This window comes from Flavobacterium sp. Root186 (assembly GCF_001428525.1).
Lineage (GTDB): Bacteria > Bacteroidota > Bacteroidia > Flavobacteriales > Flavobacteriaceae > Flavobacterium.
Map to the genome: position 1 here is coordinate 408,817 of NZ_LMHW01000010.1, position 22,309 is coordinate 431,125.

23 protein-coding genes and 1 tRNA gene are annotated in these 22,309 nt (G+C 33.2%); 8 read left to right on the forward strand and 16 right to left on the reverse strand.

The genetic code is table 11. The features are described from left to right. Window positions 1-42: 42 nt before the first annotated feature. The 4 genes from ASD98_RS05460 to ASD98_RS05475 form a co-directional block, all read right to left on the reverse strand. Window positions 43-981, reverse strand: coding sequence for a ring-cleaving dioxygenase (locus tag ASD98_RS05460; RefSeq protein ID WP_056201232.1), 939 nt, complete (start codon window positions 979-981; stop codon window positions 43-45). 334 nt (window positions 982-1,315) lie between these two features. Further along, window positions 1,316-1,666: a hypothetical protein gene (locus ASD98_RS05465; RefSeq protein ID WP_056201235.1), complete on the reverse strand. Its 351-nt coding sequence runs from the start codon at window positions 1,664-1,666 to the stop codon at window positions 1,316-1,318. After that, on the reverse strand, window positions 1,666-2,286 hold the full coding sequence (locus ASD98_RS05470; RefSeq protein ID WP_056201238.1) for an alpha/beta hydrolase: 621 nt from the start codon (window positions 2,284-2,286) through the stop codon (window positions 1,666-1,668). Before ASD98_RS05470 ends, ASD98_RS05465 begins: the two co-directional genes overlap by 1 nt. A 142-nt stretch (window positions 2,287-2,428) precedes the next feature. Further along, entirely contained in the window at window positions 2,429-2,719 is a 291-nt protein-coding gene (locus tag ASD98_RS05475) for a GNAT family N-acetyltransferase (RefSeq protein WP_056201241.1), read from the reverse strand. 482 nt (window positions 2,720-3,201) lie between these two features. Here ASD98_RS05475 and ASD98_RS05480 point away from each other — a divergent pair, with 482 nt between their 5' ends. Then, window positions 3,202-3,972 carry a carboxylesterase gene (locus tag ASD98_RS05480; protein WP_056201243.1) on the forward strand — a complete coding sequence of 257 codons (771 nt, stop codon included), beginning with the start codon at window positions 3,202-3,204 and terminating at the stop codon, window positions 3,970-3,972. 38 nt (window positions 3,973-4,010) lie between these two features. After that, window positions 4,011-4,832: an alpha/beta fold hydrolase gene (locus ASD98_RS05485; RefSeq protein ID WP_056201246.1), complete on the forward strand. Its 822-nt coding sequence runs from the start codon at window positions 4,011-4,013 to the stop codon at window positions 4,830-4,832. 56 nt (window positions 4,833-4,888) lie between these two features. On the opposite strand, the gene ASD98_RS05490 is transcribed toward ASD98_RS05485, so the two are convergent. From ASD98_RS05490 to ASD98_RS05505, 4 genes are all read right to left on the reverse strand, one after another. Further along, a complete protein-coding gene (locus ASD98_RS05490; RefSeq protein WP_056201249.1) occupies window positions 4,889-5,854 on the reverse strand; it encodes a hypothetical protein in 966 nt (321 codons plus the stop codon). A gap of 210 nt (window positions 5,855-6,064) precedes the next feature. Next, window positions 6,065-7,006: a proline dehydrogenase family protein gene (locus ASD98_RS05495; RefSeq protein WP_056201251.1), complete on the reverse strand. Its 942-nt coding sequence runs from the start codon at window positions 7,004-7,006 to the stop codon at window positions 6,065-6,067. Between the two features lie 70 nt (window positions 7,007-7,076). Then, complete coding sequence (locus tag ASD98_RS05500) at window positions 7,077-7,379, reverse strand: helix-turn-helix transcriptional regulator (protein WP_056201254.1); 303 nt, start codon at window positions 7,377-7,379, stop codon at window positions 7,077-7,079. 434 nt (window positions 7,380-7,813) lie between these two features. Continuing rightward, a tRNA-Met gene (locus ASD98_RS05505) sits at window positions 7,814-7,887 on the reverse strand. 151 nt (window positions 7,888-8,038) lie between these two features. On the opposite strand from ASD98_RS05505, the gene ASD98_RS05510 reads away from it, so the two are divergent. Both ASD98_RS05510 and ASD98_RS05515 read left to right on the forward strand, forming a co-directional pair. Further along, on the forward strand, window positions 8,039-8,431 hold the full coding sequence (locus ASD98_RS05510; protein WP_026727620.1) for an START-like domain-containing protein: 393 nt from the start codon (window positions 8,039-8,041) through the stop codon (window positions 8,429-8,431). A 54-nt stretch (window positions 8,432-8,485) separates the two neighbouring features. Further along, on the forward strand, window positions 8,486-9,322 hold the full coding sequence (locus tag ASD98_RS05515; RefSeq protein WP_056201257.1) for an aminotransferase class IV: 837 nt from the start codon (window positions 8,486-8,488) through the stop codon (window positions 9,320-9,322). Here the strand turns inward: ASD98_RS05515 and ASD98_RS05520 are convergent. From ASD98_RS05520 to ASD98_RS05545, 6 genes are all read right to left on the reverse strand, one after another. Beyond that, the gene (locus ASD98_RS05520) at window positions 9,319-9,879 is read right to left on the reverse strand and encodes a YqgE/AlgH family protein (protein WP_056201261.1); all 561 of its coding nucleotides are present in this window, start codon (window positions 9,877-9,879) and stop codon (window positions 9,319-9,321) included. The genes ASD98_RS05515 and ASD98_RS05520 overlap by 4 nt on opposite strands. A 129-nt stretch (window positions 9,880-10,008) precedes the next feature. Continuing rightward, entirely contained in the window at window positions 10,009-10,281 is a 273-nt protein-coding gene (locus ASD98_RS05525; protein ID WP_012022249.1) for an HU family DNA-binding protein, read from the reverse strand. 180 nt (window positions 10,282-10,461) lie between these two features. Next, on the reverse strand, window positions 10,462-11,409 hold the full coding sequence (gene fmt, locus ASD98_RS05530; RefSeq protein WP_056201264.1) for a methionyl-tRNA formyltransferase: 948 nt from the start codon (window positions 11,407-11,409) through the stop codon (window positions 10,462-10,464). After that, window positions 11,409-13,304 carry an ATP-dependent DNA helicase RecQ gene (locus ASD98_RS05535; protein WP_056201267.1) on the reverse strand — a complete coding sequence of 632 codons (1,896 nt, stop codon included), beginning with the start codon at window positions 13,302-13,304 and terminating at the stop codon, window positions 11,409-11,411. Before ASD98_RS05535 ends, fmt begins: the two co-directional genes overlap by 1 nt. A 65-nt stretch (window positions 13,305-13,369) precedes the next feature. After that, complete coding sequence (locus ASD98_RS05540) at window positions 13,370-13,903, reverse strand: AAA family ATPase (protein ID WP_056201270.1); 534 nt, start codon at window positions 13,901-13,903, stop codon at window positions 13,370-13,372. 409 nt (window positions 13,904-14,312) lie between these two features. Then, window positions 14,313-15,224 (reverse strand): S9 family peptidase, encoded by a 912-nt coding sequence (locus ASD98_RS05545; protein ID WP_056201273.1) that lies wholly within the window; start codon window positions 15,222-15,224, stop codon window positions 14,313-14,315. A 299-nt stretch (window positions 15,225-15,523) separates the two neighbouring features. Between ASD98_RS05545 and ASD98_RS05550 the strand changes: the two genes are divergently transcribed. From ASD98_RS05550 to ASD98_RS05565, 4 genes are all read left to right on the forward strand, one after another. Then, window positions 15,524-15,820 (forward strand): DUF493 family protein, encoded by a 297-nt coding sequence (locus ASD98_RS05550; RefSeq protein WP_056201276.1) that lies wholly within the window; start codon window positions 15,524-15,526, stop codon window positions 15,818-15,820. A gap of 4 nt (window positions 15,821-15,824) precedes the next feature. Continuing rightward, window positions 15,825-16,547, forward strand: coding sequence for a DUF4290 domain-containing protein (locus tag ASD98_RS05555; RefSeq protein WP_056201279.1), 723 nt, complete (start codon window positions 15,825-15,827; stop codon window positions 16,545-16,547). A 90-nt stretch (window positions 16,548-16,637) separates the two neighbouring features. Beyond that, window positions 16,638-17,951: a UDP-N-acetylglucosamine 1-carboxyvinyltransferase gene (gene murA, locus ASD98_RS05560; protein WP_056201282.1), complete on the forward strand. Its 1,314-nt coding sequence runs from the start codon at window positions 16,638-16,640 to the stop codon at window positions 17,949-17,951. A 78-nt stretch (window positions 17,952-18,029) separates the two neighbouring features. Then, window positions 18,030-18,905 carry a cation diffusion facilitator family transporter gene (locus ASD98_RS05565; protein ID WP_056201285.1) on the forward strand — a complete coding sequence of 292 codons (876 nt, stop codon included), beginning with the start codon at window positions 18,030-18,032 and terminating at the stop codon, window positions 18,903-18,905. Between the two features lie 228 nt (window positions 18,906-19,133). Here the strand turns inward: ASD98_RS05565 and ASD98_RS05570 are convergent, their stop codons facing one another. After that, on the reverse strand, window positions 19,134-21,623 hold the full coding sequence (locus tag ASD98_RS05570; protein WP_056201288.1) for a DUF5686 and carboxypeptidase regulatory-like domain-containing protein: 2,490 nt from the start codon (window positions 21,621-21,623) through the stop codon (window positions 19,134-19,136). A 167-nt stretch (window positions 21,624-21,790) separates the two neighbouring features. Beyond that, window positions 21,791-22,204: a type II 3-dehydroquinate dehydratase gene (gene aroQ / locus ASD98_RS05575; RefSeq protein WP_056201291.1), complete on the reverse strand. Its 414-nt coding sequence runs from the start codon at window positions 22,202-22,204 to the stop codon at window positions 21,791-21,793. Window positions 22,205-22,309 lie beyond the last annotated feature (105 nt).

The following is a 22,309-nucleotide window of genomic DNA, read 5'->3' on the forward strand; positions in this document are numbered from 1 at the left end:
TTTAAGGGTTTTGCCTTTTTATAGCTTTTTCTAAAAGTATGATTAATTAATTTTTACCAAATGATTTTCGATAGCAGCTCTTTGAGATTCGTATTGAGCAGGAAGTTTTAAGTTTTGGCCTAATTCTTCTAAGCTTTCATCTACAGTAAAGCCAGGATTATCTGTAGCAATTTCAAATAAAACGCCTCCTGGTTCTCTAAAATATAAAGAATGGAAATATTGTCTGTCTATCTGCGGTGTAATTGACAATCCGTAAGCTTCGATTTTTTCACGAAAGTGCATCAAAATTTCATCATTTTTTACACGGAAAGCAACGTGATGAACAGTTCCATTTGCATTTAAACCGCGTTTTTCTTCAGCCAATTCTACCAAGTCAACAATTGCAGCGTTTTCTACAGCATCTGTAGCATAACGGTAACGGTTTACATCCTGATCGATTAATTTGTAACCAAATATTTCCGTTAAAATTGCAGCAGTTGGTTTAATGTCGTTTAAAGTCAGCGTGATGTTATGAAAACCTTTAGTAGCCACATCAGCTTTAACTTGATCTGTTTCCCAGGCTTTTCTGTTATCGTCTGTTTTAGATTCAATTAACTCTAGTTTTAAACCATCCGGATCTAAGAAAGTGAGGTATTTTTCTCCGAATTTTTCAGATGGCTTATTATAAATTACATTGTATTGCTCAAAACGTTTCTGCCAAAAATCCAAGCTTCCTTTTGGAACAGAATATCCAATTTCTGTAGCCATTCCAGAACCTTTTCTTCCTTGCTGAATTCCTTCTCCCCAAGGGAAAAAAGTTAAGATTGTTCCGGCACTTCCTACTTCATCACCAAAGTAAAAGTGATATGTTCCCGGATCATCAAAATTTACTGTTTTTTTAATGAAACGTAATCCTAAAATATTTGAATAAAAGTTGAAGTTTCTTTTTGCGTCACCTGCAATTGCAGTAATATGGTGTAAGCCTAAAATTTTATTTTCCATGGTATTTATGATATTAAATTGTTATTGATTTCTTATACAAATTTACCTCTGTTATCGCTCTGGATCGATTAACCTAGATTAAGAAATAAAACCTCTTTTTATTATCTGTAAAACGAATAACCAAATAACATTCCAAGTTTGTTAAATAATTGTTTGTTAGTACTTTACTTATGTTTTTGTTTTTACGATATATCGCAATTTTATGAAAGAAGCTGTTTTATTTAGAAAATCGATAATAATCCAGATAAGACTATTTTTCAAATTCTCCTTGCTGAAGTATGAAATATCAAACTAAATAATGGTGAATAAAAAAGCCGACAGAACGCCGGCAGTTTTATAATTTTATAAATATTGATTTTCGAAGTTTGGGTTCAATATTTTTTGTTTTATGTCCTTTTCCTGTGGTGTCTTCAACCAATAAAATAGATCCGGTTTCAAATTTTCTTTTTTCTCCTAAAGAAGTTTCGATTTCTACACCGCCTTCCAGTAAAACAATATATTGGCGGTCTGGTGCATTGTGAAAATCATAGTCATAAGAAGGACTGACTTCTCTAAATACTATAGATTTTACAGGTTCGTCATCAGATAAAAATCCAATATCACCATTGTTTTTCAACGGAACTTCGAAATCTTCAAAATGACTTTCGCCGTTGGAATCGCTATAAACTCGTGTTATTGTAATCATTATTTTTTGTTGAAAATTAATGCATTTGCACAATCCACTTCGTCCTGACTTATAGTATGTCCCATATTTGGATAGATTTTTTTAGTAACGTCTGCACCCATTTTTGTCATAAGTGCTTCAGATTCATTCACTCTTTCAACAGGAACATGAAAATCAGGATCGCTTGTTCCGATGAAAATTGGCGTATTTTCGAAGTTTCCGGAATAATGATTTTCATATACTTTATCGCCAATAAGTCCGCCTGTAAAAGCCACAACACCTCCGTATTTTGCAGCATTTCGGGCTGTAAATTCTAAAGCCAGGCAAGCACCCTGTGAAAATCCAAGAAAATAAATGTTCTCTTTTTCGATTCCGTTTTGTTGAATTGCAACAACAGCCTGATGAATAGCTTCTAATGATTTTGAAAAAGAAGGTTCATTTTCATTAAGAGGAGCTAAAAAAGAATAGGGATACCAGGTTCTGTTTTGTGCCTGAGGCGCTATCAATGCAAAGTCATCTACTTTAAGATGTTTCGCAATTGAAAGAATATCATGAGCACTCGCACCACGGCCATGAATCATAATCAAAGCTTTTTTAGCTTCATTTAAAGGAATGCCATCGGTTAAAATTTCTGTATTCATAATGTTATATTTTTTTAATTAAGTAAGGCAGATTTGCATGCAGATTTGATAGATTTAGCAGATTTGCTTTACCATTTTGCAATTGGTCATACGGCATTAATCTATATAATCCGTGTAATCTGTGGCCTATAAAGACTTTTAATTATTTTTTCCAGATATCCTGATATTCTTCCGGATGTCTTTTGAATTGCGCATGAACGTATGGACAAAGCGGTAAAACCATCAAATTATTGGCACGTGCATACGATGTCATTTCGTCCAGAAGTTTTTTCGCATAACCTTTTCCTTCTGCTTCAGGTTCAACTCCTGTATGATAAACGGTGAGTAAATCAGGTTTAATGCTTAGTGTCATTTCGCCTTGTTTTTTATCATCAACATATAGATTAAAAGCGCCATGTTTTTTCTCGTCTAATTCTAGTTTTATTGTTTCCATATTTTTCAATTATTATCTTTTTATACATATTATTTTTTCCTCATTGAATAGAAATGCTGTTCTAACAAACTTACAATGCAAGGCAACAATTAAATTTAGTCATTAAATTTCTTATACAAACTTAGTGAAGTTGTAAATGCACCTTGATTAATCTAGATTAAGAAAAAAATAGCAGCTGTTAAATTTCATTATTTATATTTCATTACAAGCGATATTTTTAGCGAAATATAGTTATTATAATATTTTTTTAAAAATGTATCTAATTGATTGTCAATAAATTATTAAATTAGCATAGTGCTTGCATTATCAGTTTCCATGATTAGGCACATGACAGGAATTAGACTATTCTTTTAGTATTAGGATTTCTAATAAAGGAATGAATTCTAATTTTTAAAATAGGTGCTTTGCTCAGATTGTAATGCTAATTTAAAAGTAAAATATGTCAATATGTAAACCTCAATAACTCCTTAAATATTAATCTTATGACAAAATCAAAATCTATTATTCTGATACATGGAAACTTTGTAAACCAAACCAGTTGGGAAAAGTGGAAGGACCGATATGAACAAAAAGGGTATACCGTTTACACACCGGCTAATCCCGGACATGATGGAATTCCTTCTGACTTAAGAAAGCAAGTTCATCCTGATCTTACTAAAACGGGTTTTATAGATGTGGTCAGCAATATTATTAAACTAATTGAAACCCTGCCCGAAAAGCCGTTAATTATAGGACATTCAATGGCAGGAATGGCCGCGATGAAATTATTAGAATTAGATAAAGCTGCTGCTGCAGTTAGTATTGATGGTGCTCCTCCAAAAAATGTATTTCCTCCCTTTGCAACATTAAAATCAGTTATACCGGCATTTGGTTTCTTTTCTTCCAAAAAATATTTCATGGGCAGCCGTGAATGGTATGACAAATGTTTTTTCAATACACTTCCGGAAAGAGACAGAGCAAATGCTTTTGACAGTATTGCCGTTCCGGAAAGTTATAAAGTAAGCCGTGAATTGGTATTGAATTCTTTTTCTAATATTGATTTTAGTAAACCTCACAATCCTATTTTATTTATTGGCGGAGGCAGTGACAATATTTTCCCTTCATCGCTTACCACTACACTGGCCAGAAAATATAAAGACAGCAACAGCAGGGTAGACCTGAAAATTTTTCAGGGCAAAAGCCATTTTATATGTGGAGAGTCAGGCTGGGAAGCTGTAGCAGATTATATTTTGGACTGGTACGAAAAATTATAAACTTCAATAATATATACTAACAATTAAAACATAATACAATGAGCAAGATTACAGTTAAAGACGGAACAGAGATTTATTATAAAGACTGGGGAACAGGAACGCCTATTTTTTTTCATCATGGCTGGCCTTTATCAGCAGATGACTGGGATGCACAAATGCTATTTTTCTTAGATCAGGGATTTAGGGTAATTGCACATGACAGGAGAGGACACGGAAGATCTACACAAACTTATTCCGGTAATGAAATGGATACTTATGCTGCAGACGTTGCAGAACTTACGGAGTTTTTAGATTTAAAAGATGCTATACATATCGGACATTCTACTGGCGGAGGTGAAGCGATTCATTATGCCGCAAAATATGGAAAAAACCGTGTGTCTAAGGTAATACTTATTAGTGCGGTGACGCCTTATATGATTAAAAATGAAGGAAATCCAGATGGAGTACCAATAGAAGTATTTGATGATATCCGTTTTAATACGGCCAATAACAGACAGCAGTTTTATCAGGATATTACTTTTCCGTTTTATGGATATAATAGAGAAGGAGCAGATATAAAAAAAGGAATTCAGGACAATTGGTGGCGACAGGGAATGAATGGCGGGATTAAAGCACATTATGACTGTATAAAAGCATTTTCTGAAACAGATTTTACTGAAGATCTAAAAAGTGTTGATTTTCCTGTACTTATATTACATGGCGAAGACGATCAGATAGTTCCTTATAATGTCACAGCCCTAAGAGCTATTAAATTGGTAAAAAATGGAAAAATAATTACTTATCCTGGACTTTGTCACGGAATACCAACAACAGATGCTGATAGAGTGAATGCAGACATTCTTAACTTTATTAAATCCTAAGTATTTTATTTAAGGATTTTCTATCAGAAGAAGGAAAACTTTTCCCATTTACACATTCAGAGATTTATTTTATTTACAAATCTCTGAATGTCTTTTTTTAGATACGCTTTTTCTGGTTTGTTAATTTCTTCAAGAATATAAATCCAGCTCTTTTCAAGGCTTACTTTTTTATAAAATAATTGAAGAGACCGCCATTCTGAATAACTTTTTTTATTTTGGTTATTAAGCAAAATTTCAATCACCGTAAGCCAGATTAACCAATAATGCCCAGCCCTGAATTCTTTCATTACGTTTTTAATAATTTGATCTTCCTCATTCTCAATAAACGGAGCATAACTTAATAACCCAATTCTTAACGTGTTTATATAATGGGTAAGTACTTTTTTGTTTCTATTGTTTTTTGTGGCAAGTTTAATGGCAATATTGAGGAGCTGTACTACTTGTTTCTTTTGTTCAAGAGGCGGCTTGTTTAAATCTAAAAACCATAATGCATCTACATAACTGTAATCTTTCCAGAATTTGAAGGTACAGTTTCTATACAGCAAGCTGCAAATCTCTTTATTATAAAGTAACGCTTCTATTTGTTGTTCATCTTTATTATGCACAGCAACCACTAATCGGCTGCCTTTAATTAAGGGTTCAAGTTTAGAAGAATGAACAAGAGCTTTGCCAATCATAAAATCTTTTGTAATAGTCATTGAGGTATCTCGCTGCCCAATGGTCATTTCGCCTATACTTACCGCACCTCTTGGAAGTAAATAGAAATCAGGATCTGTAAAGGAGTCGTTCCATAAAAAACAACCTCTGTAAATTTCAGTAAGACAATTTATTAATGCCGGATAACTTTCAGAATAAACCAGTAAACAATCAGAAGAAATATTCCCTTTAAGACGGTCATCGTTATTGATAATCTGAAAAGCTATATCATAGAATTGCAGTAGTATTTCTTCTGATTTCTTTTGATTTTTCTCAATCATCTTTGTAAAACCAAGTAAATCGATATAGGCTAAAATCATTTCCATAGCGGGAGAATTTAAGTATTCATTTTCTGATTTAGATTAAATGATTTTTAGAAATAATAATGCCAATTATACTTCATACTTTCAAATTTACGAAAGGATACAGAATAAAATATACAATACGACAAGATATTGTAATTATCAGTTTTTTAATATTTTATGCTTTTTTTGTAGTGAAGACGGAGTTGAAGAACTGCGCTTTTTTATACGTAATTAGCTCACAATATCATTTATCGCCTGAAACAAATTCAAAGGATATTCAGCTATTCTGTTGCATAAGTATAAATACCATTCTTTGCCATATACAAAGTATATTTTTGTTGGATAACCTTGTTCTTTTAAGATGGTTAATTGCTCATTTTGAATTCCGTATAAACTTTCAAACTCATATAAATCTTTGCTTGGGTTATAATTTTTAAGCAATTCAACAACTTCTTTCTGAATCAAATCATGGTGTGTAGCAATGGAACATTTGTGATTTCTAAGTAACAGCTGATCTACATAGTATAAATATCGTTCGTTAAGTTCAGTTCCTCTTGGAATTGAAAGATTCTTGGGAGTCTCAAAAGCCCCTTTAACGATTCTAATTCTGCCATTTTCCTGAATTAGTTCTTCAAAATCATCCATTGATCGGTGTAAATAAGCCTGAAGTGTTATAGAAGTATTTTTATAGGTTTTAGATGCTGTTTTGTATAAATCAATAACCGCATCCGTTATTTCAGTGTTTTCAGCGCTGATGGTTACTTCTATATTTTCTTTTTCGGCTGCCTGACATATTAAAGCTAAATTGTTTAAGCATAAATCTTTTGAAATTAATAACCCAATATGAGAAAGATCAAGAGAGAATGTCGAATTCAATTTTTGAAATTTAATTTCTTCAGCAATTCGGATAAATTCATTAGTTGCTTCAAAAGCTTCTTTTTCAGTGAGTGTATTTTCGCCCATGAATTCTATAGAAGTTTTAAATCCTTGATTGTTCTGATTTTTGACTTTCTGAATTGTTTCTTCTAATGTTTCACCTCCAATATATCGGTTTGCCGCTTTTTTAATTGTGTTAAATAGAATATCATTTGAAAGAATATATTGTTTAGCCTGTTCATTTATGGCTGCTTTTTTCAAAGCACTGGCTCCCATTAATAATAATTCCTGATCCATCTTATATTATTTTACTGTTTATTAATTAAAAAATTCAATTAAAAGTATTTGGTATAGTTATAAGTTTAAATTATAGCTCGTTGGACAATGTTTGTATGTATTTTAAAATTTCACTTTCGTTTCTTCGATAATAGGTCCATTTGCCGTGTCTAGTGGCAATAAGCAAATTTGCTTTTTGTAACATAGTTAAATAATGTGACACAGTAGATTGTGATAAACCTGTTTTATCCTGTATATGGCAAACGCAAACACCATCACTAAAATCCGGAACATAAATTTGCTTAGGAAAATTGTCTTCGGGCTTTTTTAGCCACTTTAGCATATCTATTCGAACTGGATTAGACAATGCTTTATTAATTTCTATAATATCCATATCACAAATATATAACTATATATCTAGATATATCGATATGTTTAAAATAATAATTTTAAAACTTCAAAAATAACTTAAAAGGAACGGTCAAATTCACTAATAATATGCAGACAAAAACAAAGAAAAAAAGCAAAAAAATATTTTCTTAAAATTATATTATGTTGATATCTAACCTATATCTCAGAATGATAGAAATTTCAGGCATTTATAATTAATGTTTTTCTGAACTATAGTTCTCTATATTTTACGTTGTAGTAGTTTTTAATGTAGAATAGAAAAAAGATATCGAAGAACCTGAGATCAGTTTTGTACTGATCCCATTGTTAGGGGTTTAATTTTGTGTTTTCTGAGATTTCCACCTGCATTTTTGTTAATGAAGGGTTAATTCCAATAAAAAACCCTTAAACATTTCTGTTTAAGGGTTTTGCCTTTTGTAGCGAGGACGGGAGTTGAACCCGTGACCTCAGGGTTATGAATCCTGCGCTCTAACCAACTGAGCTACCTCGCCTGGACTGCTATCATTGAATTCCTGATTGCGGGTGCAAAGATAGAAATAATATTAAAGCTTACAAGAATAAAATGAAGAAAAAAAAATATTTTTAAAAACGCATTGTTTTTGGACATATATTCTTATATTTCGAAAAAATTAAAAGTAGCACATGGATTCAAAAATACGTTACGAAATCGAGTTTCCGATCAATTCTTCGCCACAATTATTGTATCAATATATATCAACTCCGTCAGGTTTATCAGAATGGTTTGCTGACAATGTTAATTCAAGAGGTGAGTTTTTTACTTTCATCTGGAATGATTCGCAGGAAAAAGCACGTCTTGCTTCTAAAAAAACAGGTGAAAAAGTAAAGTTTAAATGGGTTGATGAAAGCAGTAAGGATACTGAATACTTTTTTGAACTCCATATTTTAGTCGATGAATTAACTAAGGATGTATCATTAATGGTAGTCGATTTTGCAGAAAAAGAAGAAGTAGGAGAAGCTAAACAATTGTGGGAGAATCAAATCTCAGACCTAAAACATCTTATAGGATCTGTTTAGTAAAAGTCTATTTTATGCCTTATATTTGCCCTGAACAAAATTCAGGGTTTTTTTATGATCAATTTTAACGGAAACATTGCACAGGAAGAAAATGTATTAACTCAAAATCGTGCCTTTTTATACGGAGACGGCGTTTTTGAAACAGTAAAAATAATCAATAATAAAATCTTGTTTCTCGAAGATCATTATTTTAGGTTAATGGCTTCAATGCGTGTTGTTAGAATGGAAATTCCGATGAATTTTACAATGGAATATTTTGAAGAACAGATTTTAAATCTTGTGCAGCAAAAAAATATTGTTTCATCTGCAAGAGCCCGAATAACTGTTTTTAGAAACGATGGAGGTTTATATCTGCCCAAAACGAATGATGTTTCGTTTTTAATTCACGCAACACCGCTTGAAAATACTTTATACGCTTTAAATACAGCCGAATATGAAGTTGATTTGTATAAAGACTTCTATATAGCAAAACAATTGTTATCGTCGATTAAAACGACTAATAAAATGATTAATGTCACGGGTAGTATTTTTGCCCATGAAAACGGATTGGCAAATTGCATTTTAGTTAACGATACTAAAAATGTTGTAGAAGCTTTGCAAGGGAATTTATTTATGGTTTCTGGCAAAAAACTAATTACACCTCCAATCTCTGAAGGATGTTTAAACGGAATTATGCGTAAACAGATTTTAGCTATAGCTAAGAAGGTGGAAGGCATAGAAGTAGCAGAAGAAATAATTTCGCCGTTTGATCTTCAAAAAGCAGATGAATTATTTCTCACAAATGTAATCACAGGGATACAACCGATAAGCAAATACCGAAAAAAAGAGTTTACAAATAATCTGGCTCATTTATTAGTGCAGAAACTAAATGAATCCATATCCGAAAATTAATTCAGATATGGGTTTTCAGGTGCATTTGACCAAATAACATAATCACCGCCAAGCTCAATAATCTGTTCTTTCCAGAAATGAGTGGTAGATTTTCCGATAATTTTGTTTTTGTAATTATTATCGGCGATGATCCAGGAATTTCCCTGCATTTCATTTTCAAGCTGATTTTCGTCCCAACCGGTATAACCTAAGAAAAAACGAATATTGTTCTTATTGATCGATCCGTCGTTTATTAAGTCTTTGGTTGATTCGAAATCCCCTCCCCAATAAATCCCGTTAGAAATCTCGACACTATTCGGGATTAAGTCAGGAATGTTGTGGATGAAGTACAGATTGTCTTGTTCAACTGGGCCTCCGTTATATATTTTAAAGTTAGCTTCAATTTCAGGTATTAAATCATTAATAGTATATTTTAATGGTTTATTAATGATAAAACCTATTGATCCTTCTTTGTTATGGTCTGCTAATAAAATTACCGATCTGTTAAATGATAAATCTCCAATTATTGAAGGCTCGGCAATAAGCAGGTGTCCTTTTTTTAATTTTTCTGAAATCATACGGCTACAATTTTTACTAAATTTAATCATAAAAATTTTAAATTCCCAAAAAAAATCGTTAAACCGCACAAAAAAACCCTCCATAAGGAGGGTCTTAATTATATTATTTAGTTTAGAGAACTTTCTTACTTAGTTCACTGCACCTTCTAATTCAGCTCCAGCTTTGAATTTTACTACATTTTTAGCAGCAATTTTGATAGTTTTTCCTGTTTGAGGATTTCTACCGTCTCTAGCAGCTCTCGCAGATACTGACCAAGATCCGAAACCTACTAATGAAATTCTTCCGCCTTTTTTCAAAGTAGTTCCTACATTTCCTAAAAATGACTCTAAAGCTAATTTAGCCGCAGCTTTTGTGATTCCTGCATCAGCAGCGATAGCATCGATTAATTCTGATTTGTTCATAATAATTAGTTATTAATTGTTGGTTAAAAAAAATTGTTAATACACAAATTTAGTAGGAAATCCGTTGCGTGCAAGTGTTTTCTTTAATTTTAGCAATAATTGTTGATAACTTGTTTTTTTTGTTCATAAAGCGTGTTGTTTATCGATCAAAAACAGGTAGAAACCCCTGTTTTACTGACCTTAATAGACTTTGGCGCTATCAGAAAAAGTTATTCCATTTAACAATTCAGCCACTTGCATTCGTTTTTTCCCAGGTAATTGTAGACTTAATAACTGAATGAAGCCCTCTTTTATTGCAATTTTGATTTCTTTTTTATTACTGATTAAACTTCCCGCTTCATAAGAATGAGTCTCTGAAGCCATTTTAGCTTCATATATTTTTATGTTTAATTCTTCATTTTTATCTTTTAAGAAACACCATGCTGCAGGATAAGGACTTAAGCCGCGAATTAGATTATTGATTTCATCTCCGGATTTTGTCCAGTCAATTTTACAATTTTCTTTATTTAGTTTATAAGCTGTTTTGATATCGTTGTCATCTTCCTGAATTGTTGTAGTGATATTTCCGTTTTCAATTACTTTTAGAGTATCGATAACCGTTGTACTTCCTAAATTCATTAATCGGTCGTGTAGTTGTCCTGCATTTTCTGTTGGTTCAATTGCAATTTCCGAATTTAAAATCATTGCTCCGGTGTCGATTTTATCATCAATAAAGAATGTGGTGACTCCGGTTTTGGTTTCACCATTAATAATAGCCCAGTTAATTGGTGCGGCTCCGCGATAATTTGGTAACAAGGAAGCATGCAGATTAAATGTTCCTAAACTTGGCATTTCCCAAACCACTTTTGGCAGCATTCTAAAAGCAACAACAATTTGTAAATTGGCATTTAAAGCTTTTAACTCAGCTAAAAAGCTCTCGTCTTTTAAATTCGTTGGCTGTAATAAAGTAAGATTATTAGCTAGTGCATATTCTTTTACAGCCGAATATTTTATTTTTTGTCCGCGTCCAGCCGGTTTGTCTGCAGCTGTAATAACCCCAGCAACTTCGTAATTGTTTTTAATAATGGTATCCAGAATGCCAACTGCAAATTCCGGAGTTCCCATAAATATAATTCGTAATTTTTCCATTATGATTTTAAAGCGTATTTATTATTGGCTAAAATAATGATATGGTTGTTTTCCAGTAATTCCTGAAGAACCAGAATAACATCTTTAGCATCTAATTTTATTTGATTCTGAATTTCACGCGAAGTTAGTGCAGTTGCCTTTAATAAGTGAAGAATTTTATCAGCAATTGAATCAGTTTCGGTAATTTTTCCTTTTTGAGTAATACAGAAAGAACAAACGCCACAATTCGATTTAGTTTCTTCGCCAAAATAATCCAAAACCAATCTGTTTTTGCATGTTTTGTCTTCCTTAATATAATAGAGAACAGACGAAAGCTGATCTCGTTTTAGTTTGTTTTGTTTTTCCAGATATTTAGAGACTCTGTTTATCGTCAAATCATCTTCGCGGACTTCATTAAATAAAATTGTTGCGTCGTTGTTTTTAGATTTGTATTCAATAATATCTTTCTCTTTCAATTTCTCTAAAAGAGCCGTAACCTGTTCTTCAGTAAGATTTGATTTTTTTGAAATCAGCGAAAGATTAAGAGGTGTTTTCATTTCGTGAATTCCCGGATACGTTCTTAAAATCGCCAGAATAATTTCTTCATCATTTGGATTCAGACTCATATATCGCATTACTTCTTTCGATTCGATTAAAAACTGCATCGTAACTTTTTCTGAAAATTCCTGAGACATTGTAATAATTCCCTGTTGGTTCAAAAACTGTAAAGCATTATACGTTTTCAAAGTAGGGAAGTCGTATTTGTGGCAAAAATGATTCATTTTAAAAGAAAACGAATCGTCTAAACCTTCGCCGTATGCAATCTGAAAGTAATTACATAGTTTGATGTACATGGTTTTTAGAAACTTTTTATCAGGAAGAACGCTTATAAATTGCTGCTCTGTTTGATTTGCATCGGAATTATTAAATAACAAAACCGAAAATGACTTTTCGCCATTTCGTCCCGCTCTTCCAGATTCCTGATAATAATTTTCTAAGTTTTCGGGCAATTGTGTATGAATAACCGTTTTTACGTTGTCTTTGTCAATTCCCATTCCAAACGCATTGGTGGCTACAATAACCTGCGCTTGTTCTGACATCCACAACTGCATATTCTTATCTTTTTCCTGAGCCGAAAGTCCGCCGTGATAATATGTTGCTCTAAATCCCAACGATTGCAATTGCGTTGACATATTTAAGCACGATTTTCTGTTTCGTACATATATAATAGAAGGCTGCGGATTTTTCTTCAAAATTTGTTCAACACGATACAATTTGTCTTCGACTTCAAAAACCATGTAGGCGATATTCTTTCTTTCAAAAGACTGCTGAAAAAGTTTGGTATCTTTTAAACCCAATTCTGTTTTAATATCTTCTACAACTCGTGGAGTTGCAGTTGCTGTTAAAGCCAAAAACGGAATTTTAGGAAAGTATTTTTTAAGTTCTGAAATTTTTAAATAAGCTGGTCTAAAATCGTGGCCCCATTGCGAAACACAATGTGCTTCGTCAATAGCAATTAAATTTATAGGAAGATTTTTAATGCGTTCTAAAATCCAGTCAGACTGTAAACGCTCTGGAGAAAGATAAAGGAACTTATAATTTCCGAATTGGCAATTATCCAGAAGATCAATAATTTCTTCGGTATGAATTCCGCCTGTTAGCGCAATCGCTTTAATATCTCTTTTCTGCAAATTCGCCACCTGATCTTTCATCAGGGCAATCAAAGGCGAAACAACCAGACAAATTCCTTCACGCATCATGGCAGGAACCTGAAAACAAATCGATTTTCCGCCTCCCGTTGGCAGCAGTGCAAAAGTATCTTGCCCTTCTAAAACCGAATCAATAATTTCTTTTTGCAACGGTCGGAAACTAGAATGTTTCCAGTATTTTAAAAGAATTTCCTGTGCGTCCTGCATGGCCTGTGTTTTAAAGTTAAAAATGTAGAAATCAGTTTCTAGTTTTGCAACTTTAAAACCGGCTGCTAAATTTTGTCTAAGATATAAAGAATTCTGTTTTCAACCGTATCTTTCGGAACCTCAATTAAATCGTAACCGTATTTTTTGTACGTTTCTATTAAGTGTTTCTGAATTGTAAGTGCCTGTTCAAAATTTTCATAACGCTCTGTGTCGCTCTGATAAATTTCTTCCCAAGGCGGTAAAATAAAAGTTTTGGAATATTTATAATTCTCACATGCTTTTACAAAATCGTCCGGATATTCATCGCCAATATAATCCATATAGGCCACAACATCAGGAATACCGCGATCTATAAAAACAATAGTATCGGGTTCTTTTTTAGCATTTTCAAATTGCTGAATACGCCCTTCCAGCAGCATTTCACTAAACAATAAAGGCTGTTCCAGGAACAATTGCTCGACGCCTCTTTTTTGGGCTTCGAGTGTAACTTCTCTGGAAATTTCAGGGTAACAACAATAGCCACGAGCGACTAATTCGTTTATAAGCGTAGATTTTCCTGTACCAGGACCGCCAATGAGAACTATGATTTGTTTTTGCACTATTCTAAAAATAAAGCGCAAATTTACCTAAACTTATTCGTATTTAAAAAGAATATTTATCAAGAGCGAATAATTTAGCATTTTTATAAAAAAAATAGCTCGTTTTACTAGAGGTGCACATTTGGTAAATATCACGGTAAACTGGACTGAAGTCCAGCTCTACAATATGGATCGTTCCTTTGGAACTAAATTGTGAAAAAAGCCGTGGGCTTGTCGAATATTGTAATAACCAGGCTGAAAGGTTAACCTTAATTATGTAGATTTTTCCTTCGTAACTAAATGGAGAAAAGAGCCGGAGGCTCATCAAATATTGTAGGGCTGGACTTTAGTCCAGTTTGAGAATGTTTGTTTTGGGTGCCGAACCGGAAACAGAATAATAAATTTTAAGATTTTGGCTAGGTCAATTTTTTTACTCACAAAACAAATATTTCCCAGAACCTTTTCCTTTCTTAGAAGGAACAATCAAATGCGATTCAAATTTCTTTCCTTTCAAAACATCATTTACAAAATCCAGAACATATTGTTGACCATCATGAAAAAGATAGCCGGAGAATTCGTGTCCGCCGCCGCAGAAAGTAATCAATTCGACATCTTTATGTAAATCCTGCATATGATTGTAAACCGCATACGAACCAAATAAAATCAACCAGCCCGAAGCATTTGTCGGACAGGAACGATGCGAGCCCGCACTATAAGGAACCGTATCGTCATTACTGCCATGTGCCAATAACATCGGAATTGCTTTTTCTTTCGTAATCAGATTAATGTCCTGAATAGCGCCCGAACCTCCAATAAATCCGGTATATTTAAAGTTTTCCGGCAGATTACTTTTGTATAAATTCATCAATTTATAATCCCAAAACGAAGCATGGAAACCAATTTCTGCTCCGGCACTAATTCCCGAAATAAAAATTTTTGAAGAATCGAGATTATATTTGTCTGCATTTTCAATTAGAAAAGCTGTAGCCTGCCACATATCGCTCACGCCAATTTGAATTGCTTTTATTTTTTCGGTTAAAACGCCTTTACAGCCAAAATCTTTTCCTTTCATATATAAACTGTACGAAATGCTGGCAACCGCATAACCGTTTTCAGCCATAAATTTTCCGAATTCTTTTTCACTGGTACGTTCTCCGCCGGAAAATCCTCCGCCAAAAGCAAACATAATCAACGGAATTTTTTCACCGGCTTTTTTCTTTGGCAGATATAAATCTAAATCTAGTTTTAAAGTGTCATTTTGAAAATAGGTTAAAGTTTTAACTTCCTGCGCTTGAATATTATTGATTGTAAGTGCGATAAAAAGTAAAAGTATTTTTTTCATTTTAATATGGTTTAGTCTCGTAAAGGAATAAAGTTTTTAGCTTCACGCAAATTTTGCAGATTCGAGCAGATTTTATTAAATCATTTTAATCTTTTAAATCTGTGGCTAAATAAAAATTTTGCGAGAGATTTTGGCAGATTATTTTCTCAAATATAAGAGTAAAATTTACAAAGAAATAATCTTCTATTGCTTTTTTCTATGCACCTTTGCGCCTTTGTAACTTTGAACCTTTTTTCAAAATAAAAAATCTAAAAAATCTGAAATCAAAACCGTATATTTGCGTTTATTTTTAATTACGAATGGAGAACGATAAAGAAAAAAATACCGCCGAATTTTACGAAAGATTAAAAGTCGAGCTAGATAACGCAAACACTTGGCCAGCAGAATATTTGTATAAATTCATTGTGCCTACTGTAGCCGATAATGTAGAACGTGTTGAAAAAGCTTTTGATAGAATGGGCGCGGTTATTAAAACAACAAAATCTAAAACTGGTAAATTTACCAGTGTTTCTGTAGATGTTACTATGAACAGCTCTGATGAGGTGATTGGTAAATACAAAGAAGTTTCTACAATAGAAGGTATAGTTTCATTATAAACTTATGGTCGAAAAATATAAAAAAGAAGTCGCAAACGATGTTGTTTTTAATTTAGAATACAATTCTGAAAGACAGCGTTTGATTATTCCGGAGTACGGTCGTCATTTACAAAAACTGATCGATCAGGCTACTGCAATCGAAGATGATGAAACACGCAACAAAGCTGCGAAATATATCATTCAGGTTATGGGAAGCTTAAATCCGCATTTGCGTGATGTGCCGGACTTTCAGCATAAATTATGGGATCAGCTTTTTATCATGTCTGATTTTAAATTAAACGTTGAATCTCCGTACCCAATTCCTTCAAGAGATGTACTGCAGTTGAAGCCAGATGTTTTACAATATCCTCAGAATTTCCCAAAATACAGATTTTATGGAAACAACATCAAATACATGATTGATGTTGCTAATAAATGGGAAGATGGCGAAATGAAAAATGCATTGGTTATGGTTATTGCCAACCACATGAAAAAGTCATTTTTGAGCTGGAACAAAGACACTGTAAAAGATGATGTTATTTTCGAACATTTGTTTGAATTGTCCGGAGGAAAAATAAACTTGCTGCACAGTACAGAAGAGCTGTTGAACACAACAGATTTAATGCGTACAAACAAGCGTGTATCAAACAAAATCACGCCTGCAGGACAGCCTAAAATTCAAAATAACAAAAACAATAATAAAGGCGGTAAACCTAAAACTTTTCAAAAAAACAATAATCAGAAATAAAAAAGGAACTAAGATACTAAGGGACTAAGATACTAAGATTTTTAGCTTAGAACCTCAGAATCTCAGAACCTTAGAACCTAAACAAGATCTATGGGAATTTTTAAAATCGAAGGAGGAATTCCTTTAAAAGGAGAAATCACTCCGCAAGGAGCAAAAAATGAGGCATTACAAATTTTATGTGCCGTGCTTCTAACGGGGGATAAAGTAAGAATTAATAATATTCCCGATATTATTGACATCAATAAATTAATTACTTTACTGGGTAATTTAGGTGTAAAAATTCAACGCAATGAACCGGGTTCGATTACGTTTCAGGCCGATGAAGTTAATGTTGGATATTTAGAAACCGAAGCTTTCAAAAAAGAAGGTGGAGCGCTTCGTGGTTCTATTATGATTGTTGGACCACTTTTAGCTCGTTTCGGAAAAGGATATATTCCAAAACCAGGTGGAGATAAAATCGGTCGTCGTAGATTAGATACTCACTTTGAAGGTTTTATTAACCTTGGAGCAAAATTCAGATACAACAGAGAAGATCACTTTTACGGAGTAGAATCTCCAGAAGAAGGACTGCAAGGAACAGATATGCTGCTTGACGAAGCTTCTGTAACCGGAACGGCAAACATTGTGATGGCTGCAGTTTTAGCAAAAGGACAAACAACAGTTTACAACGCTGCTTGCGAGCCTTACTTACAACAGTTATGCAAAATGTTGAACTCTATGGGAGCTAAAATCACTGGAGTTGGTTCAAACTTATTGACTATCGAAGGGGTAGAAAGCCTTGGAGGTTGCGAGCACAGAATTCTTCCTGATATGATTGAAATTGGTTCTTGGATTGGTCTTGCGGCTATGACAAAAAGCGAAATCACGATCAAAAATGTAAGCTGGGAAAATTTAGGTCTGATCCCAAATACATTTAGAAAATTAGGGATTACAATTGAAAAACGTAACGATGATATTTACATTCCGGCTCACAAAGACGGATACGAAGTAAAAACAGATATTGACGGTTCTATCCTAACAATTGCAGATGCACCTTGGCCGGGATTTACACCAGATTTATTAAGTATTGTTTTGGTAGTAGCAACACAAGCAAAAGGCGATGTTTTGATTCACCAGAAAATGTTTGAAAGCCGTTTGTTTTTCGTAGACAAATTAATCGACATGGGAGCAAAAATCATGTTATGTGACCCGCATAGAGCTGTGGTTATGGGACATAATTTTGAATCTCAATTAAAAGCAACTACAATGTCTTCGCCTGATATTCGTGCGGGAATTTCATTATTGATTGCGGCCCTTTCTGCAAAAGGAACCAGCACGATTCAAAATATCGAACAAATTGACCGTGGATACGAGCGTATCGATGAGCGTTTAAGAGCTATTGGAGCAAAAATCGTGAGAGCGTAAAAAGAATATTTGCCACGAATAAAACGAAAATTAAGAGTTTATTTAATTCGTGAATTCGTGGCAAAAAAAATAGTCTAGATGACAGATGAACAAAAAGCTGTAAAAGCTACTATTTTTAGTATAGCTGGAAACACCTGCCTAGCCTTGATAAAAGGTTTGGCAGGTTTTTTTGGCAATTCATACGCCTTGATTGCAGATGCGATCGAATCGACAGCAGATATATTTTCGTCCTGTTTAGTCTTATTTGGAATCAAATACTCTAATAAACCGGCAGATGAAAATCATCCTTACGGTCACGGGCGTGCAGAACCTTTAATTACTTTTTTGGTAGTTGGTTTTTTAATCACTTCGGCGACCATTATTGGATACGAAAGTATTGCTAATATTCAAAGTTCACATGATTTGCCAAAATCATGGACATTATATGTTTTAGGGGCAATAATTATTTGGAAAGAATACTCGTATCGTTTAGTGATGAAACGAAGTAAAGAAACAAATAGTTCGTCTCTTGCAGCAGATGCCTGGCACCATCGCAGTGACGCTGTAACTTCTGTTGCGGCATTTGTTGGGATTTCGATTGCGTTGATAATGGGAAAAGGTTACGAATCTGCAGATGATTGGGCGGCACTTTTTGCTGCTTTTTTTATCTTATATAATTGTTACAAAATTTTCAGACCTGCGCTTGGCGAAATCATGGATGAAAACATGAACGATGATTTAGTAGAAGAAATTCGTATAAAAGCGCTGACAGTACCCGGTATTCTCGGAACCGAGAAATGTTTCATTAGAAAAGCCGGAATGCGCTATCATGTCGATCTTCATGCTATTGTATCGGCTGAAATTTCGGTAAAAGAAGGACACGATTTATCTCATAAATTACAAGATACTCTGAAAGAAAAAATTCCGCAGTTAGGAAATGTTTTGATTCATATTGAACCGGATGATTATCACTGAGAAAGATTCTAAGATGCTAAGGTTCTAAGTTTTTTAGGATCTAATATTGATTATTGTCAGGCTGAGCGAAGTCGAAGCCCGCGCAAAGATCTTCAAACTTTAAAAAAAAAATCCGCTTATGTCCAGTCTGGTTTCACCGAGATTTGGCAGATAAGCGGATTTTTTTTTAAAATATTTTAATTCAAAAGAAAAAAACTTAGAACCTTAGCATCTCAGAACCTTAGTATCTTAATTAAGAACATTCAAAATCTTCAAACCAAACACAACACCATTTTGCTGAATTCCGCCTTGGTAAGAATGTACATAATCAACTCTGAATAATTTAAATTTCCCGAAACCTAAATTGTCTAAACCAACTGTAAATTCAGTATAAGGTTTTCTATCCGGAATGGCCAGAGAATGAAATCCAAGATTCATTGTTGATTTTAAAAGATTTAAAAGGGGAATTTTATTCATTAGAAATCCCATGTCGTTGTGCTCCAAATGCATTTCAAAGTAACTGTCGTTTGTGCTATTGTCATAATAAGGCATTAAATTGAAAACATTCAAATAACGATCGCTTGTACCAATATGAGTTTGGTTTCCATTAAAATGTCTGTAATCAATAAAAGAGATATTTTCGGCATTAAAGAATTTACCGGCTCTAAAATTCATTCCTAAAACACCTTTGTTGTTCAGTGATAAATCATATTGAACAGCGGCGCCAATTCTTTCAAATTCGTATTTTTTTTCGCTTGCAGCAAATGCCTTTTCAAAAGCTAAAAATACGGTTGGATATTTTTCATCTTTAAAATTATATCTTCCGTCTGGTCTTGAAATGTATTTGTTTCCAAAATTAATTCTGGCTGTTAAATTAGCTTTCATTAAATGATGCTGATCAAAAGCCGGCGTATTGAAATCATTTGGTAAAAGCGGATTATTTGACGAATAAATATCATCTCTTTTAAAGAACGAATAATCAGTTGTATTGAAAAGAGATTTTCTTTGTTCGTAAGCTATTCTTGCGTTTAAATTTAGTCCGTTTGCAACATCTTGTGCATAGTTAATTTGAGCAAATTCCAGGTTGTACAATTTCATATAATTGTCTTTAAAAAATAACGAACTTACAGAATTGATCAATTTGCTAATAGGTTCGGCACTATTAAATTGTTCTGTTTTTGTTCCGCCCGAAGCCGAAATTGTAGCATAATTAATAGTATTAAATCGATGGCTGAATTCGCCAATAACACGAAGGCGTTCATCAGAAAAACCATAATTGAAAACTGTTCCTATAGAAGTGCTTTTTCCCTTTTCTTCATTCCATTTTTTAAACGAAAATCCGGTTCCCAGATTAAATCCCTGAACCGTATTAAAGCTTAAAGACGCTGGACTTAGCAATCCGTCAAATTTAAAAGAGTATTTTTCAAAAGTATTTTTATAATCGTAACCGCCAAGAATATCTAAAACCTTAAACTTGTTGTTTTTTGCGTCAATAGAATCGGTATATTTTTTAGATTTTCTAATGACCTGTAAATTATCTTTTTTGGTGTAATCTGTACTTTCTTCGAGTGTTAACGGAATCGGACGAATTTCATTCCAAAAAGAATCATCTTTTTTATTTGCGTTCAAATCAAAAGCAACAATTTCGTTTCCAAAAGTTTTTTTGGCAAACGATTCAGGAAACTCATAATTGGAATAAACATAATTAAACTGGCCTGAGAATTTTATTCCAAAACCTCCGGCATTAAACGAAAGAGTCTGTGCATTTTTTGACCAGATTTTGTTTTTTACATTGTAGCTAAAGCTTTGTTTTAAATTCATTACTTCAGTAAATTCATTTTTCATTCGGTAACCTTTGATGTCAAAATCGACTGCATAAATAGCAAAACTATCATCAACAATGTAAATGTAACCTTCAAAAACAGGTTCTTTATCTCGCTTTGGAATTACTTTAATTTTATAAATCTGCTGTTTATTATCATCATAAAAACTTCCTTCCAATTTGTATTTATAATAGCTGAAAGCATTATTAGCAATAGGAGAGATAAGATTTACGTCAAACTCTAATGTATTGTCGTAGAAGTCATAAGTTGATAAAGCGGCAGTATTATAACTAAAGCCTTTATTGTTTCCTGAGATTTTAGACGCAATTATAGTTTCCTTTAATTTATCTGGTTTTTGATAGGAAACCTTCGAAATAGTTTCTGATAAATATAAAATCCCAGTTCCGGTCGAATCTAAATTAGAAGACAAATCGGGGCCCAGATCTACTTTTTGGCCTAATATTTTTTTAGGCAAATCTTTTACTTTTAAAATTCCTTTTGAATAGAAATCGGCCGTAAAGCGAGCTGTTTTTTCGGAGTTTACTTTTCTGTTTGCAATGGCATTTTTAATGATTGCGTTTGCTGGATTATTTTTAGGGTCAATAACGACTTCGTTTAATGCAAAACTTTCTTCCTGCATTTTAACATCTAAAGTTAATGTTTTTGAATCTGCAGAAACGGTTATTTTCTGAGTTTTAAATCCAAGATATTGAAAAACAATTCTGTTTTTACCAATTTCTTTTACCTGCAATTGATAGTGTCCTTGTTCATTTGAAGTAGTTCCGCGATAGGTATTCTCTTCAAAGATAGAAACAAACGGCAGCGGGTTACCTTTTTCATCGGTTATGGTTCCTTTGATTTGGGCAAAACTGGAAATCGAAAAAAATAAAAAGGCGAATAAAATATAGTTTTTCATGAAAGTGGTTTCTCTCACAAAAATAAAATAAGTTGAAAATGAGCTTATTAATAATTTGTTAAATTAAGCAAAGTCAATATAGAGATGAACAACTCTTGTCAGGCTGAGCGAAGTCGAAGCCCCTCAATGTGATAAGCCCCTTCGACTTCGTTCAGGATGGCTATATCTTATAAAAATGACTGAATCGCCAATTCGTAGCTTTTTAATCCAAATCCTAAAATAACACCTTTTGCGTTTCCAGACAAATAAGATTGGTGTCTAAAACTTTCACGCGCATAAGTATTCGAAATATGTACTTCGATAACAGGAGTTGTAACAGCTTTCATAGCATCGCCCAACCCTATAGAAGTATGTGTATAAGCACCAGCATTCAAAATAATTCCGTCAAAAGTAAAACCCACTTCCTGAATTTTTCCAATTAGTTCGCCTTCAATATTACTTTGGAAATAAGAAAGTTCAACGTTTGGAAATTTATGTTCCAGTCTTTCAAAATACTCTTCAAAAGTTTCATGCCCATATACTTCAGGCTCCCTTTTCCCCAAAAGGTTTAAATTTGGGCCGTTGATTATCGCGATTTTCATAATGACTTAATTTAATTAATTATTGCAAATTCATTTTACAGAATACAATTCACAAGAATGTAAAAATAAAAAAACCGATCTAATTAATAGACCGGTTTTTATAAA